The organism is Puia dinghuensis, from assembly GCF_014642875.1.
Taxonomy (GTDB): domain Bacteria; phylum Bacteroidota; class Bacteroidia; order Chitinophagales; family Chitinophagaceae; genus Puia; species Puia dinghuensis.
In genome coordinates this window covers 116,872-133,322 of record NZ_BMJC01000008.1, presented here as the reverse complement: position 1 = coordinate 133,322, position 16,451 = coordinate 116,872, and the positions used below count along the sequence as shown (strand labels likewise).

9 protein-coding genes are annotated in these 16,451 nt (G+C 50.0%); 6 read left to right on the top strand and 3 right to left on the bottom strand.

Annotation, left to right across the window (positions count from 1 at the left end):
* The first annotated feature begins 16 nt into the window (after positions 1-16).
* Both IEY39_RS28470 and IEY39_RS28465 read left to right on the top strand, forming a co-directional pair.
* Positions 17-1,504, top strand: coding sequence for a SusD/RagB family nutrient-binding outer membrane lipoprotein (locus IEY39_RS28470; protein WP_188938035.1), 1,488 nt, complete (start codon positions 17-19; stop codon positions 1,502-1,504).
* Positions 1,505-1,546: 42 nt separating this feature from the next.
* Positions 1,547-2,455: a DUF1735 domain-containing protein gene (locus IEY39_RS28465; protein WP_188938033.1), complete on the top strand. Its 909-nt coding sequence runs from the start codon at positions 1,547-1,549 to the stop codon at positions 2,453-2,455.
* A 259-nt stretch (positions 2,456-2,714) separates the two neighbouring features.
* Here IEY39_RS28465 and katG read toward each other — a convergent pair whose 3' ends face one another.
* Positions 2,715-4,922, bottom strand: coding sequence for a catalase/peroxidase HPI (katG, locus tag IEY39_RS28460; RefSeq protein ID WP_188938031.1), 2,208 nt, complete (start codon positions 4,920-4,922; stop codon positions 2,715-2,717).
* A gap of 149 nt (positions 4,923-5,071) precedes the next feature.
* Here katG and IEY39_RS28455 point away from each other — a divergent pair, with 149 nt between their 5' ends.
* From IEY39_RS28455 to IEY39_RS28440, 4 genes are read left to right on the top strand one after another with little or no spacing between them, the layout of a single operon-like run.
* Positions 5,072-7,726, top strand: coding sequence for an ATP-dependent helicase (locus tag IEY39_RS28455; protein ID WP_188938030.1), 2,655 nt, complete (start codon positions 5,072-5,074; stop codon positions 7,724-7,726).
* On the top strand, positions 7,723-8,562 hold the full coding sequence (locus tag IEY39_RS28450) for a PD-(D/E)XK nuclease family protein (protein WP_188938028.1): 840 nt from the start codon (positions 7,723-7,725) through the stop codon (positions 8,560-8,562). Before IEY39_RS28455 ends, IEY39_RS28450 begins: the two co-directional genes overlap by 4 nt.
* Positions 8,563-8,564: 2 nt before the next feature.
* Positions 8,565-10,496, top strand: a complete 1,932-nt coding sequence (locus IEY39_RS28445) for a site-specific DNA-methyltransferase (protein WP_188938027.1) — start codon at positions 8,565-8,567, stop codon at positions 10,494-10,496.
* A 7-nt stretch (positions 10,497-10,503) separates the two neighbouring features.
* Positions 10,504-13,512 (top strand): restriction endonuclease, encoded by a 3,009-nt coding sequence (locus IEY39_RS28440; protein WP_188938025.1) that lies wholly within the window; start codon positions 10,504-10,506, stop codon positions 13,510-13,512.
* Positions 13,513-13,579: 67 nt separating this feature from the next.
* Here IEY39_RS28440 and IEY39_RS28435 read toward each other — a convergent pair whose 3' ends face one another.
* Together IEY39_RS28435 and IEY39_RS28430 are read right to left on the bottom strand one after the other, a co-directional pair.
* The gene (locus IEY39_RS28435; protein WP_188938023.1) at positions 13,580-15,610 is read right to left on the bottom strand and encodes a beta-L-arabinofuranosidase domain-containing protein; all 2,031 of its coding nucleotides are present in this window, start codon (positions 15,608-15,610) and stop codon (positions 13,580-13,582) included.
* Positions 15,607-16,428, bottom strand: a complete 822-nt coding sequence (locus tag IEY39_RS28430; protein ID WP_188938021.1) for a phytanoyl-CoA dioxygenase family protein — start codon at positions 16,426-16,428, stop codon at positions 15,607-15,609. The genes IEY39_RS28435 and IEY39_RS28430 overlap by 4 nt, the downstream gene beginning before the upstream one ends.
* Between the last annotated feature and the right edge of the window lie 23 nt (positions 16,429-16,451).

Here is a 16,451-nt window from a genome sequence, read left to right as displayed (position 1 = left end):
CCTAAATTATTCAACAATGAAACAGCGAATTCAATTATATATGGCCGCCGCGCTACTCCTGCTCAGTGCCGGCTGCTCCAAAGATTTCTTCGACATCAATAACAACCCCAATTCCGCTACCAGCACCACGCCCGAACTGGTGCTGCCCAACGCCCTCAAAGTGACGGTGGGCACCGAGCTCACAGGGTTCACCTATCTCTGCGGCTGGATGTGCTACTGGGCGCCAAGCGGCAGCTATGCTATCAGCGCCAGCGACGTAGCGTCCTACCACCAGACCAATGACACCTACTCCGGCAGTTGGACTACCTACTACCGCAACCTGGAAGATTACAATTATATAGAAGCTGCTGCCAAGCTGCAGAACAAACCCTTTTTTATAGGTGCGGCCAAGATCATGAAGGCCTTCGTCTTTCAACAGCTGGTCGATCTGTATAACGATGTCCCCTACACCCAGGCCTTGCAAGGAACATCTGTCATCACACCCAAATTCGATGCAGCGCAGTCGGTGTACGAAGCCATTGCCACCCAACTGGACTCCGCCGTCACCTATATGCAGAATCCCAGCGCCACGGCAACAGCCAACAGCGATATCATGTTCGGCGGCAGCACATCCAACTGGATCGCCTTCGCCAACACCCTCAAGCTCCGCATCCTCATGCGCCAGACGCAAATGAGCGGGCGAGCCTCCTACATCCAGGCGCAGATCGCGAAGATCACGGCCAATGGCGGCGGCTTCCTCACCACGGATGCACTGGTCAATCCCGGTTATGCCGCTTCTTCGGGTCAGCAGAATCCGACTTACGGATATTTCGTCACCCTCACCGGTCTTCCCACCAGCGGCGGACAGGCCGACTACTGGCGGGCAGCACAATACTCCATTGCTTTCATGATGAACAATAACGACATCCGCTACAAGTATATCTATTCCCCTTCCTCGGGTGGAACTTACGTCGGCGACGTCCTGGGTTCGCTGAACAATATCCCGGGTTCGGGGTCATCCTCCATGGGTCCGGGCATCCTCAAATCGAATGGCCAGTCAGCCGTCATGATCAGCCTGGCAGAGAGCTATTTCCTACAGGCCGAAGCCAACCTGAGAGGCTGGCTGGGCGCCGCCGGTGCCGACGCTACTAACTTTAACAATGGCGTCACCGCTTCATTCGCTTATCTCGGCGCCAGCGCCGGGGCCGCAGATACCCTGGAGACCCAAAGCGGCAATAAGCAAACCAATTACAGCGCCTGCACCACCTTTGATGAAAAGCTCGCCTGCATCATCCGGCAAAAATGGGTGGCCATGAATTCCATCACCCCCTTCGAAGCCTGGAGCGACTACCGGCGACTTGGCTTGCCTGCCGACATCCCCATATCTCTTTCTCCCTATCGGGATGGACCCAACATCCCCGTGAGGGTACTCTATCCCACCCTCGAATACACCACCAACGCAACCAACGTTGGCGCGGAGGGCACGATCAACGGACATACCTCAAAAATTTTCTGGATGCCGTAGACCGTCGCCGGCAATAGCAAGTAATAACCAAAAAAAAGAATCATGAAAACTACATATAAAGCACTAATTCTCCTGTTCACCGGCCTGGCGGCTCTGCTCTCCCTCGATTCCTGCGTCAAAAACAGGGACGGGGAGACCGATTTCGGCGGCCTCAAACCTATCGTCCAGATCCCGGAAGGCGGGATGGCGAATTTTGGAAACGCTGCCCTCACCTTTCCCGGCTCCGACGCCTCCGACACGGCCTGGTTCCACCTCAATTACGCAGCCACCAATGTCGCCAGCAAGGATGTCACCGTCACCATCGGCTATGATGCCAGCGCCCTCGCGGCCGTCAACTCCGGCCTCGACCCCACCAGCCAATACGCCAAATTCCCGGACAGCACGTATAAGTTCACGACTACCAGTGTCACGGTGAAGGCGGGACAGAGCTACTCGGCCGCGGTTCCCTTCATCGTATTTCCGGTGAAGATAGACCCGACCAAGAGTTACATGTTCCCCATCTCGATCACGGCCGGCGGCGGGGCTACCGTCAGCGGTAATTTCGGGACGATCTACTATCATGTCATCGGCAACCCCATTGCCGGCACCTATTCCTGGGACTGGACACGGTGGAACAACAGCACCGGAACGGGGACGCCGACCAGCTCTTCCTTCACCGGCGGCTCCAATGTTTTCTCCCCCGATAATCCCACGCAGATCGAAGTGACCAGCGGCTACTTCCAGGGCGCCCGGTATGTATTATCTTTCACCAACAACGCCGGCGTGCTGAGCAATTTCCAGGTGATCCTCAACCCAAGCGACGTCTCCAGCCAGCTCACGGCCAACGGCATCACGGTGACGGAAGGCCCTACCATTCTCACGGCCGACCCTATCAACCACGTCTATAAATTCCATTATTCCGTATTCAACGGTTCAGCCTACCGTTACCTCATCGACAAATATTATAGATAGCGTCCGCGTTAGCCGCGCGCGCCCGCCCACCGTCTTGTGAAGTATGTGTTAGTCTCATGTGTGACTCTCCTGCCCTGTGGGACCAGTGAGGACCGAAAGGTCCTCATTGTTTTTGGGCGTTTCCCGCCGCCGCAAATCAAAGCGGCGGCGGGTCGGGCTCTCCATTACAAGTCCTCGCCGGCCACCGCTGCAACCGCACTCCGACCCCACCGGCCGGCTCCGGGCTTTCCATTGCGATCCCTAACGCAGCAGGCCACCATTACGCCAAATCAAATCGATCGAGATTCATCACCTTATCCCACACACTCACAAAATCCTTTACGAACTTCTCCTTCGCATCCTCACACGCATACACCTCGGCAAGGGCCCGAAGCTCGGAATTGCTGCCGAAGATAAGATCGGCCCGTGTGGCGCTCCATTTGCGCGCGCCCGTCGCCCGATCGCTGCCTTCGAACACCTGCTGCGCATCGGAAACAGCGCTCCAGGTTGTGCCCATATCGAGCAGGTTCACGAAAAAGTCATTGGTCAGCGCTTCGGGAGTCTTGGTAAAAACGCCATTGGCAGACCCATCGAAATTGGTATTCAGTACGCGCATTCCACCGACGAGCACCGTCATCTCCGGCGCAGTCAGCGTCAGGAGTTGCGCCTTATCAACCAGCATCTCCTCTGCCGTCGTCGATCCACCGCTTTGCCGGTAGTTGCGGAAACCGTCAGCAACCGGCTCTAACACGGCGAAGGACTCTACATCCGTTTGCTCCTGCGATGCATCGGCCCTACCGGGTGCAAACGGCACGGTCACGCTATAACCGGCATTCTTCGCCGCTTGCTCCACACCTGCGCATCCGGCCAGCACGATCAGGTCGGCAAGCGACACTTTCTTCCCACCAGACTGTCCTTTATTGAAGGCCGTCTGTATACCTTCCAGCGCGGCCAGCACTTTGGCCAGTTGCGCCGGATTGTTTACCTCCCAATCCTTCTGGGGAGCCAGCCGGATCCGTGCACCGTTGGCGCCACCCCGCTTGTCCGATCCGCGGAAAGTCGAAGCCGAAGCCCAGGCCGTGGACACCAGTTGCGACACAGAAAGTCCGCTTGCCAATATGATATTCTTCAATGCAGCGATGTCCTTCTCGTTGATCAATATATGTGTCACCGCCGGAATCGGGTCTTGCCAGAGCAGTTCTTCGGCAGGCACTTCCGGACCCAGATAACGCGATCGCGGTCCCATATCCCGATGAACCAACTTATACCATGCCCGCGCAAAAGCATCGGCCAACTCATCCGGATGCTCATAGAAATGGCGGGAGACCTTCTCATAAGCCGCATCGACTCGCAGCGCAAGGTCGGTAGTCAGCATCGTCGGTGCGTGCCGCTTCGAAGCGTCGAACGCATCCGGAACGGTTCCTGCACCCGCACCATCCTTCGGCTGCCATTGATACGCCCCGGCAGGGCTCTTCGTAAGCTCCCATTCGTAGCCGAAGAGATTCTCGAAGAAACCGTTGCTCCATTTTGTTGGCGTCGAGGTCCATACCCCTTCGAGACCGCTGGTGATCGTGTCGGCCCCATTGCCTTTACCATAGGTGTTCTTCCAGCCAAGGCCCTGCTCTTCGATGCTTGCCCCCGCGGGTTCGCGACCGACATATTTTTTGGCATCGGCCGCGCCATGGGTCTTACCAAAAGTATGGCCACCGGCTATCAGCGCAACCGTTTCGTAATCGTTCATCGCCATGCGGCCAAAGGTCTCGCGGATGTCTCGGGCCGCCGCCAGGGGGTCGGGCTTCCCGTTGGGGCCCTCTGGATTGACATAGATAAGACCCATCTGCACGGCTCCAAGTGGATTCTCCAGTACCCGGTCGCCGCTATAGCGCTTGTCCCCAAGCCACTCCGTCTCCGAACCCCAATAGACGTCCTCTTCGGGTTCCCAGACATCCTCCCGTCCGCCGGCGTAACCAAACGTCTTGAGACCCATCGATTCGAGCGCGCAGTTGCCCGCTAGCACTATCAGGTCGGCCCAGGAGATAGTCGCCCCATACTTCTTCTTTACCGGCCACAACAGAAAGCGGGCCTTATCGAGATTCTGATTGTCGGGCCAGCTGTTCAGCGGTGCAAAGCGTTGCGATCCGCCGCCTGCGCCGCCACGGCCGTCGTGGATGCGATAGGTTCCCGCGCTATGCCAGGCCATCCGGATGAAGAGGGGACCATAATGACCGTAGTCAGCCGGCCACCAGGGCTGGGATGTTGTCATCAGCGCGAAAATGTCTTTCTTCACAGCCTTCAGATCGAGACTCTTGAATGCCTCGGCATAATTAAATTTGCCATCCATCGGGTTGGAGAGCGAAGAGTGTTGACGGAGAATATTCAATCGAAGTTGATTAGGCCACCAGTCGCGGTTCCTTGTGCCGCCCCCTGCTTCATGCTTCGGTGCACTACCATGGAATGGGCACTTGCTTGCGGATGTCGGTGTTTCCATATATTTTTTTCTGCAAGCTACCGGGGTTCAGACACATGACCAAATTGATAATTTTTATAATCATATCGAATTTGTCTATAAAATGGCTTCCTCGTATTAAATTTCAAAATATTGCGTCGTTTAGCTAAGTTTGACAACTTCATCGCGAAATGTACAGAACAACATCAATTGAACACCTCTGGCGACTTAATAATTTTCAGCCAAACGACAACCAACGTGCGGCTATCTTAGATACCAACGGCCCTCTATTCCTAACCGCCGGTCCCGGATCCGGTAAAACAAGGGTATTGCTTTGGCGAACGCTGAACCTTTTAGTCTTTCACGGAATCAAACCGGAAGAAATTTTTTTATCCACCTTTACGGAAAAAGCAGCGCTACAGCTAAAAGACGGTTTACGTATGCTTTTAGGGCTCGTCACCCATGAGACAGGCAGATCCTTCGACATCTCAAAGATGGCGTTGGGCACCACTCACTCGATTTGCCGGTCCATTCTTACAGATAGAAGGTTCTCAGACGGAGGCGCCCGAAAGCATCCACCCGTCCTTATGGATGGCCTCTCCCAGTATTTCAAACTGTATCATAAATCTTTTTGGGCAAATATTTGGCTTTCCGGAGGGTTCCCGGATGAAGCCAGCGCAAATGCAGTGATAAACGACTACTTCCTCGCAATTAAAAGCGAATCAAGACACAATGCTGTTTCAAGTATAATAAGCCTGTTCAACAGGTTTTCCGAAGAGAATGTAGACCCTCTAAGCTGTCAAACCAGCGACAAGACGCTTTCTAAAATGCTCAAGATGTACAGCGCATACTTGACCGATCTGACTAGTCATCCCTTGATCAAACAAGTCGACTTTTCGCTCCTTCAAAAAATGGCATATGACCAGATCAGCACATTGCCGGAAGCAGCGTCCGTATTCAAGCACATCATCATCGATGAGTACCAGGACACGAATGCCATCCAGGAAAAGATATTTTTCGGCCTCGCCAAAGGCAGCAAGAACATCTGCGTAGTAGGCGACGACGATCAGTCCCTGTATCGATTCAGGGGCGCGACCGTTGAAAACTTGGTGGAATTCGAAGATCGCTGTTTAAATGCCATTGGCGCAAAGCCAAGGCGTATCGATCTCAATACGAACTACCGGTCACGAAAGAACATCGTTGAAACTTATACCAATTTCATAAATATCATCGACTGGCAGAAGCAAAAACCTCTTCAAGGGCACTATCGCATCCAAAACAAACAGATAACAGCCTTCTCAACGGATGAAAGCCCTTCCGTAATAACCACCTCCCATGCAAGAGCAGACACCGTCTACAGGGAAATAGCAGAGTTTGTCTACCGTCTGAAGTTAAATGGAAAGATCGGCGATTATTCACAATGCGCATTTCTGTTTCCATCATTGAAGAACAATGTCCGGGTCGAGGGATACCGGCAGGCTTTTCAGGGGGTTAATGAAGACTTTGGCCTCACTGGGACAGCCGATGAGCTGAAAGTTTATGCTCCCCGTGCCGGCCGCTTTTTAGAAGTGGAAGAAGCCATGGCGATCTGGGGCTTACTCCTCTTAATATTTGGGAGGCCTCATTATGGAGATACACAAAACCAAAGCCTGAAGGAATTCAGACAGTGGATGCTTGACTGCATCACTCAAGCCAGTTTTTTGTGTGCGCAAGACCCATTACTCGAACAATATATAGAAGATAGAAAGGCAGACCTCGCTTTGATCAAAAAGGATTTCGAGATACTGCTGAAAGTGGCATCGAAACACAAACTGGATTTAAAACATCCGTTTAAATATTCATTTATAAGATTGTTCACCGGCGCCTCCGGCCTCTCTCCAAAAGCCAAACAAAATCTCTCTAATAAGTTCTTCACGGATTTTATCCGAAAAAGAGAATCAGAGGGCAACCCTTTCTCTATCGAGTATATCATCAACCGCACTACGTCCGTCGATTGGACGATCCTCGACCTGTTCTATCAACTCAATGGATTTAAGCATTTCCGTGAAATGTACGCCTTGGCTCAACGAGGTCTCGATGAAGGGCCAGTCTGCAACTTAGGACTCATCACCCGCTATCTTTCCCGATTCATGGAAGAATATTCGGTGGTCATCACCGCCGGCTATCTAAGCGAGGATAAGTTCGCTCATACATTATTTTCCTCATATACCTATGCACTCTACCGGCTGGGCGAGTCTGAATACGAGGATGCCGAGGATCCCTTCCCAAAAGGCCGCATCCCGTTTCTGACGGTTCACCAGTCAAAGGGCCTCGAGTTTCCAGTCGTCGTCCTGGGAAGCATAGACAAAAGAGAAAGGCCCCCGGACCCTAAAGAACTCATTGTGAGAGAACTGCTTAACAAGGACGGTGAGCCATTGCATAAAATTGTCAAATTCGACACCATCAGGATGTTCTATGTAGCGCTAAGCAGGGCAAAAAATCTCCTGGTGCTGCCCAGGATCACAACAACACGGAGTGAAACCACTCAACCGCGCCAGGACCAACTGTTTGCTACAGAAGAATTCAAATTCCTGCTTTCGGCGAATAATTTCCCTACCGTTCAGCAATTTGACATTACTACCTTGCCGGTTGTAGCGCTTCAAAACGAAGACTTGGGAAAATCCTATTCCTATACAGCAGATTACTTAAGCTATATAAGATGCCCACGCCAATATATGATCATGCGCAAATATGATTTTGTGCCTATTCGCTCTCAAACAATGCTTTTTGGCAGTCTCGTACACCGAACCATTGAAGACCTGCATCATCTTTTAATAAACGAACGAACCCGACCCAACTCAAAATGACCCCTGAAGAGATCGAGAACCGAATAAAGAGCATTTTCGAGCAAAACTATGAAATGCTCAAATTGGAAGGCGGTCACGCATTGACAGCCGATTCCCTTCAGGCAGCTTTGAACCAGGTGCTGTACTATTACCGGAAATTACGGCCCATCGCCGAAAGCGTATCGGAAACAGAGGTAAAACTCACCCTACCCGAGCAATTTACACCCGAAGGGAGAAAATTTACCATAGAAGGCGTCGTAGACATTGTCGAGGAAGGAGATGATGTTTGGATGTATGATATAAAGACCCACGACCCGGATTACATCAGAGCCAATACACAGCTTTATGAAAGCCAATTGAATGTCTATTCATATATATACCAAAATCTTCGCGGAAATAAGCTCGATCACACCGCCATTATTTCTACTGCCCTTCCCTCTATCTTGAGAACAGCCATAGCCTCCGGAGACGAAAATGTCATCGCTACCGAGTTATCCAAATGGGATCCCCTCATCGAGATTCCATTTGATCAGAACAATGTACAAGCGACAATAAATGACTTTGCCCTCGTTGTCGACAAGATCGAAACAAATTGCTTTGAGCCACCGCCCGCGGAAGTCCTAAGCACGAAGATAGAGGGCACCAATGTCTTGTTTGCAACCCGCGTCTGCCGCAACTGTGATGCCAGATTTTCTTGTGAAGCATTCAGGGAATATAGTTTGAAAGTAGGAACCAGGACCCAAACCAGCTTTAAAAAATATTTTGAAGATTTTGGCAACAATGCAGAACAAGAACAAATGTTGATTGCAAACATGGATGTAGATAAGCTCAATACCCAACCAGAAATACCCAAATAAATATGTCCACTCAAAGAATAACACCAAATTACAAGTTCAACGACGAACAAATAAGGCAACTCAGGCTCATCGCACCAGAAGTTTTCAAAGACAATATTCTGGATATTGTCACGCTCTATGAAGCACTGGGAGACTTTATAGATGATGATATTTTGCAAAACGAGCATTATGGCATCTCCTGGCCCGGAAAGCAAAATGCAAAAAAGGGCGCAGCTACACCCGTACATGGCACTTTAATCCCCGTCCAGGACAAAAGCTGTTTGGCATCGGGCACGGCAAATATTTTTATTGAAGGGGAAAATTTGACGGTTCTGAAAATAATCAAAAAATCATATGCGAATTCGATAAAGGCCATTTATATAGATCCTCCATATAATACAGGCAATGACCTCATCTATGAGGATGATTTCTCCGAGTCTGCAGAAGATTTTTTGACACGCATCGGATCGATTGATGCAACCGGCAAGAGACTGACAACTAATTCAAAAGCAGATGGGCGATTTCACTCGAAATGGCTATCCATGATGTATCCCAGGCTAAAACTAGCCCATCAACTCTTGAAAGAGGAAGGAGTCATCTGCATAAGTATTGATGACAACGAACTCAACAATCTTCGATTGATCATGAATGAGATATTCGGTGAAGAGAATTTTGTTGGCAACTTCATAGTCCAGAGCAATCCACGAGCATCGCAGTCCTCCGGGGATATCGGCATCGTGCACGAGTATGTTTTGGTATATACCAGAAACATTACGAAGAACGCAGCCCTCGCCCAGCGCTTGGACGACAGGATGTTAACCGAATATAAATACACGGCAAAGGACGGAAGGAAATATCGGGAGCTTGGGTTAAGGCTAAGGGGAGGTGCCTGGAGAAGATCGCAACGACAAAACTTGTATTTTCCGATATACGTCGATCCGGTGACAGGTCGCGTTTCCCTTGAACAAAAAGACGGCTACACCGAGGAAGCGCTGCCAATAAAGCCTACGACAGGCGAAGAGGGTACTTGGAGATGGAGTAAGGAAAAAATTAAGAAAGACGCTGATGACCTCTTTGGGAAACAAATAAAGCGGGGGGAAAATTATATCTGGGATGTCTATCAGATGGATTATCTGACGAAAAAAGATAATGACGAAAAATCAACCAAGCCAAAGTCGATCTGGAATGAGCCTGAAATGAACTATCAAAATGCAGGGGAAGAGATCAAAGAGCTTTTTGGCCATTCCGATGTATTTGATTTTCCAAAGCCCGTCTACCTGATAAAAAAGGTATTGAATCTTATCGATTGCGATGGGGAAATAGTCATGGACTTCTTTGCCGGGTCGGGCACCACGGGGGAGGCGATATATGAATTAAACTCCGAAGGAAGAAACATCAGATTCATTCTCGTCCAACTTGATTATAAGATCGCTGAGACCAAACGAGCCCATAAATTAGGATACAATACCATTGCAGACGTTACCAGCAAAAGGCTGGAGCTGGCGTCGGAGAAATATCAAAAGGCCGAATTTGAAGGTTCTGATAATTTGTTGGGTTTCAAATATTTCAAACTAGGTCCTTCCAACTATAAAGTTTGGAAGAATTATTCAGGAACCGACATTAGTAATCTATTGACTCTCTTTAACGAGCAGCAAAGCTTGTTGATCGATGATTGGGACCCTCAGAGTTTACTGACCGAGATCATCCTGATCGAAGGCTTTCCTTTGGATAGCACAATAGTGGAGGAGGAGTCGATTAAAGTGAATAAAGTATATAAAATCAGCTCGGATTCATGTGAACATTCACTTTTTATTTGCCTCGACAAAAGGGTGGAAGAGTCTGCCATCCACCTGCTGCCATTAGACTCGTCCGATATTTTCATCTGTCTTGATGCTGCAGTTACAGATCAAAACAAAATTCGCCTGGAGGATAGGGGCATTCTCAAAACAATTTAAACACACGATGAGAGAGTCTTTAAAATTTAAGTTTGATGCTGATCAGCAACATCAGATTGAGGCAATAGATAGTGTTTTGGGTCTCTTCAAGGGTTTTTCACAAGATATTGCAGGGTTTCAACTCGAAAATGACGTCATCCCCAACATTCAGGATTTTTATGATTTTGATGAGGAATGGCTTTATAGCAATTACCATGAGGTAGTAACCACAAATAATAAACAAAAGGAATCTATTGGATTTCAGGCCGGCCTTCCGATGAATCCATCTCTTGATTACGATAATGGCTTCATGTTAGCCGGAGTCGACGATCGATCTGTACGATACCCGATCTTCACAGTAGAAATGGAAACCGGCACCGGGAAAACATATACCTATTTTCGTACCATTCACGAACTCAATCAACAATACGGATTCCGGAAATTCATCATAGTCGTTCCAAGTATAGCCATATATGAAGGAACATTAAAAGCATTCAAACAAACCAAAGAGCATTTTAAGACCCTATATGGGAATCCGAATGTTCACCTCACCGAATACGATGGACGACAGATCAGTAGAGTGAGGAGTTTCGCGACTTCTTCCTTCACCGAAATTATGCTTCTCACCATCGACAGCTTCAATAAGAACAGTAATATTATCTTCAAACCATCTGAAAAACTACAAGGAGAATGGCTTCCTTTCCAATATATCCAAGCCACGAGGCCCATCCTCATCTTAGACGAAAGCCAAAATTACCGAAGTGACCTATCCAGGGAAGCGCTGCGTACACTAAACCCTCTTTTTGCGCTAAACTATAGCGCAACTCCCATCGATAAATACAACCTTATTTACAGGCTTTCCCCGGTGGACGCTTTCCGGCATGGCCTGGTCAAGAAAATAAGAGTACTTGGTGTGACCCAACAACATAATCTAAATGACGATGAATCATCACTCCTGATTGAAAGTATTGAGAATGAAAAGGGGTTACCAACGGCAAATCTTCAAGCGCATGTGATTGTTAATGGGATCAAATCAAGTGCCGCAATCAAGATAAAAAAAGGGGATGCCCTTTTCCCAAAGACCCATAATCCGGAATTCAGTGAGCTTATCGTCGAGGAAATCAATGCGATCAACAACCAGGTCATTTTTACAAATCAGTTCGTTTTACATGGCAACTCGTCGGATACGATTACGCTTTCAAAGAAGGAGATTTTTAGGGTACAGATAGAAGAGACTATTAAATACCACTTCGAAATGCAAAAAGCCCTGAAAGCGAAGGGCATCAAAGTATTATCACTTTTCTTTATAGATAAGGTAGCTAATTACAAAGGCGATGACCCATTTATTAAAAAGACTTTTGAGGCCACCTTCAATAAGCTAAAAGCTACCAACGAGCACTTTAAAGACCTGGATGCGGCATATGTTCACAAGGGATACTTTGCTCAGAAGAAAGGTGATTCCGGATTTCTGGATATTCTCGACTTAACCGGGGCTTCTTCGGCAGAAAAAAAGAAGCTACAAGAAGCTGAGCAAGAAGCATTTCATCTTATTATGCAAGATAAAGAAAAGCTCCTGAGCTTCTCAGAGAAGACGGCATTCATTTTTGCGCATTCTGCCCTTCGGGAGGGATGGGATAATCCAAATGTATTCTGTATTTGCACGCTCAACACCACAAAGTCCGAACATCGAAAGCGTCAGGAGATCGGACGCGGACTTCGTTTGGCCAGAAATACCAACGGTGAACAAATTAAGGACGACAGCGTAAATGTTCTCACTGTCATCGCAAACGAATCCTACGAATCGTATGTTACCTCTTTGCAAAGTGAATACCTTGAATCGGGCGATGTCCCACCACCCTCTCCGACGAGTGCGAAACGTGACAAAGCAAAGCGGAACGACCAGATTTACAAAAGTGCAGAGTTCAGGTCATTTTGGAATAACCTTGCACGGCAAACCGAATACACCATTAATATCGACACTCCACAATTAATCGATCAATGTGCTGCAAGACTCAACAGTGCCAATGTAGTTTTCCCATCTCCGCAAATCGTTATAAGCAGGGGAGAATTCGTCATCTGTGACTACTCTCTCACACTACTTGAAACCAAATTAGGATATGCAAAGCTCAAATTAAATATCACTGATATCAAAGGCAGGAATGATCTCATCGAACAATGGTACGCGTTTGGATACGATCTCGGTAGAAAGAGTAAAGACAAAAATCTGTTAGGGTATAAGATCGTACAAATTGTCGAACATCCCAATGACCCTATGGTTTATTTCGGCAATGGAGCAATCCTCTATAAAGGGCAACCTTATCTCTTCAGCGGAAATCCTGACGTACTGCAACACCAAAGATCTCTTCAGCAGGCACAAGAGGCTTATCCTGTTTTTAACCTCATCGAAAGGGCTTCGAAATCTACCGGGCTGACTCGACCAACTCTAATTTCGATATTTAAAGCGATCAGACCCTCTAAACAAGAAAAGATCTTTGAGAATCCAGAAGGTTTTTCGTCCGTCTTCATCAAGGAGATCAGAGAACAACTGGCTAACCATATTTCAGAAAAGATCGAATACACGTTAACGAACCGTATCGAGCAATTCGATCTGAATGCTCTCTTCCCCTCTGAAAAAGATTTCCCGCAAAGAGAATTGATACCTGGATCAAGCAATAGCCTGTATGACCAGATACAAACAGATTCCGATGTCGAACGGAATTTTATCCAACAACGAGTTCAGGTAGACGACAATGACGGGAATATAGTTTGCTATTTTAAATTCCCCGCGACATTCAAAATTCGCATTCCCAAACTAATCGGCAATTACAATCCCGATTGGGGTATCATCAGATATGGCAATGATGGTAAAACCCAGGTTCAACTGGTCCGTGAAACCAAAGGCAGCATGAATGCAAATCTTTTGCAATTTCCCAACGAGAAAAGGAAGATCGATTGCGCAACGAAACACTTCAAAGCCATAGAAATAAAGTATAGGCAAGTCAACGATAAGATACCTAACTACTGGCTCGACGAGTGATCGATATAGGTTAAAACTCCCCCTGCTTAACCCGATGCCCGGGAAAGTCACCTCACGTCAGGCAAAATCACCTCACATCAGGGAAAGTCACCTGCCGCAGCACCGTACTACCCATGGGCCGCAACGGAACCCGGCTTTCTTTTTTCTCCGCCGTGTCAACAAGCATCACTTCGAACCGGATGCCCCCGAATTGCCCGATCGCCCCCTCGCCAATACGCCCGATCGCCCCGTCGCCAATACGCCCGATCGCCCCCTCGCCAAAACGCTCGATCGCCCCGTCGCCGGATTGCCCCACCGGCCCGCCTTTATAACCATAGACCACCAGGCTGTCCGGCTGGTATTGATAATCATAGAACCCGGGCAGCGGGTAATGTTTTGTCGCATGGCCCGTCGCAGCAATAGCGTGCGCAAGCACCAGTGGACCGTAGGTGAACCAGGCCGCATGATGAAGGTCCCTGTGAACCGCTACGGAGGGGTAGAGGCGGAAGTGTACCGTTTCACCCGGCTGCCAGGTTCGCGTAATGAGGAAATAGCCGTCTTTCTCCGTATATGCATCGCTGATAGTTGCCCGTGTCGCCCATGAAGGTTTGCGGATGGCCAGCGTAAAGCGGACGGGGCGGCTCGCGTTCACCTCGAAATCGAAAGAGAAGTCATAGGGATAGCCGGTCTTTTCCCTGATGGTCAGGGCCGTCCCCTTCCATGTGGTGGTCACCCTGCAAGGACCCAGCAGCGTCGCTACCAGCCCGGAAGGGCAAAGCATCCACATCCGATCGGTGAAATACGGCGCGATCCGCCCCGCATTCGGAACGCAACAAACAGCAACATCCTGATGAACGGGTGAATACTTATACCTCGTCTGCCTCGGATTACCACTATCCCCGTTGAGCCCTCCCGTCATATAATAGGAGTTGTCCGTTTTTAGATAGGCGATGCAGGAAGCACCGGGATCACGGGCGCCCTGGGCAGCGTTGAAGAACAGCTGTTCAACCTTGTCGCCAAAGCCGGCCGAGCCGGTCTTACCCAGCAGATCGGCATAACCGTCCATCAGTTCGTGCAGCGAACAATATTCATAGCCGGTTGTCGTCGCATCACCAGGTCTTCCGCCGATCCATTCATCGCCTGCGGGCGCCCCCGAAGGCGTTATCTCTCCTTCTATTTTGCGCAGGTAGTCATCGAGCGCTGTCTGCAGCGCAGGGTTGCCCGAAGCGTAAGCAGCCGCAGCCACCGCCCGGAGGTGCTCGTAGGTGTGTACGCCGTGGCCGCGCAACCGGTAAGCCGGGTCTATTATCTTATCATATTGCGCGTCCTCATACAGACTGGCCGCAGAAAAATCTTTGTACAGAAACAACGCATAGTCCAGGTAAACCTGCCGGCCCGTGAGGCGGAACAGCGACTCCAGGATGTCGGTGAACATCAGCCCATGTGACAACCCGCCTACGTAGGGAGTCTTTGAATAGAAGGGATGCGAGGTGCCGGCGGGATAATGCCGCATGACATCGTCCACCGCCCTTTCGACGGCCGTCAGGACGCTGCTATCGTGGCTATAGTCATACCAGGCCAGCAGGCCTCTGAACAACGTCGTCTTCGACCATAGCTCACCGTTCTCCCCGTCAAATCGATAGCGCAGGTCACGGTCATAGATCCCGAGGTAACCGTCAGCATCCTGGGTGGCGAGCATGCGACGGACATAAGCCCGGGCACGCGCCAGCATCGTCGCGTCACCGGTGAGGATAGCCGATCGGATGAAGCCGTCGCGCCAGTTGCCCTGGGTCTCGCTATTCCACCAGAGGTACTGTATCTCGGCGGCGGAGTCGCCTCCGGCCAATGCGCCGACGTCTTTCTTTTTGATGTCTTTAGTGAGTCTATCTCTGCCGTAGATATCGTCCCTGATGATGAGGTTGGGAGCCAGACTGTCGAGATGGCCGGTGAACCCCCTGAGGTTACTGCGCATCTGCGCCTCCAGCCAGCCTTCTGGCCGGATCGCGCCAAAGGGCAGGGGCTCGAAGACTTCAGGCCGGCGGGCGACTGGCGTGAAGGGCGAATCACCACAAGGCGCCGCCGCCGCCATCACCAGAATTAAAAATATCAACCACTTCATTCCTTCTCAAATAATATGGGGTTTCTTGCGGTTTGGATCACTTCGCCTACTTTGGCGCCCGGGCACCAGGTGTTCCAGTCATTCACCTGGTTGGGGTTTTCCGGCGCCTTCAGCACCATGTCCTTGTCCATATAGATCATGGTCATCACCTTTCGCATCTGGTCGGTATGGTTGGCGCCTGCGCGGTGATACAACCAGCCGTTGTGGTAGCTCACATCGCCCAGGCTGAAGGGCTCGACGACATGCGTATAGCCCTCATCGCGCAGCGCCCGGTGGAGCACCTCCTGGCTTTCATCGCCGATCTTGAGATCTCTCCCTGTAGAAAGATGGTTACTCCCCGCGCTGAATTCAAGCGGTCCCATGGGCAAAGGAGTCTCCTGCAAGGGTATCCACACCGTCACCGTACGGTCTGTGGCGAGGGGCCAGTAATATTGATCTGCATGCCAGGGCGTTTGGCCACCGCCGGGTTCCTTGTACAGGGCCTGGTCGTGGTAGAGCCGTACACCACTGACTTCCAGCAGCTCGGCCGCGATCCTGGCAAGGCTTTCGCTGAACACGATCTCGCGCGCCGGGAGGGAATAGACCCAGATATTCATTATCTGCAGGAATGCTTTCCCATACGTGTCGCGTTGATCCATCGGCAGGTGTTGGGTGTTGAGTCGGTGTACTTCCCTGGTGATCGTCTCATCCATATACCGGATGGTGTCGGGGGACAAAACGTGTCGCAGCTTGATATAACCGTTCTCCCGGAAGAAGGCGATTTGAGCCGCCGTCAGCGGATAGGGCTGTGCCAATTCATTTTTGATCGTGGTTGTCATTTATCGGGGTTATCAGCGATTAT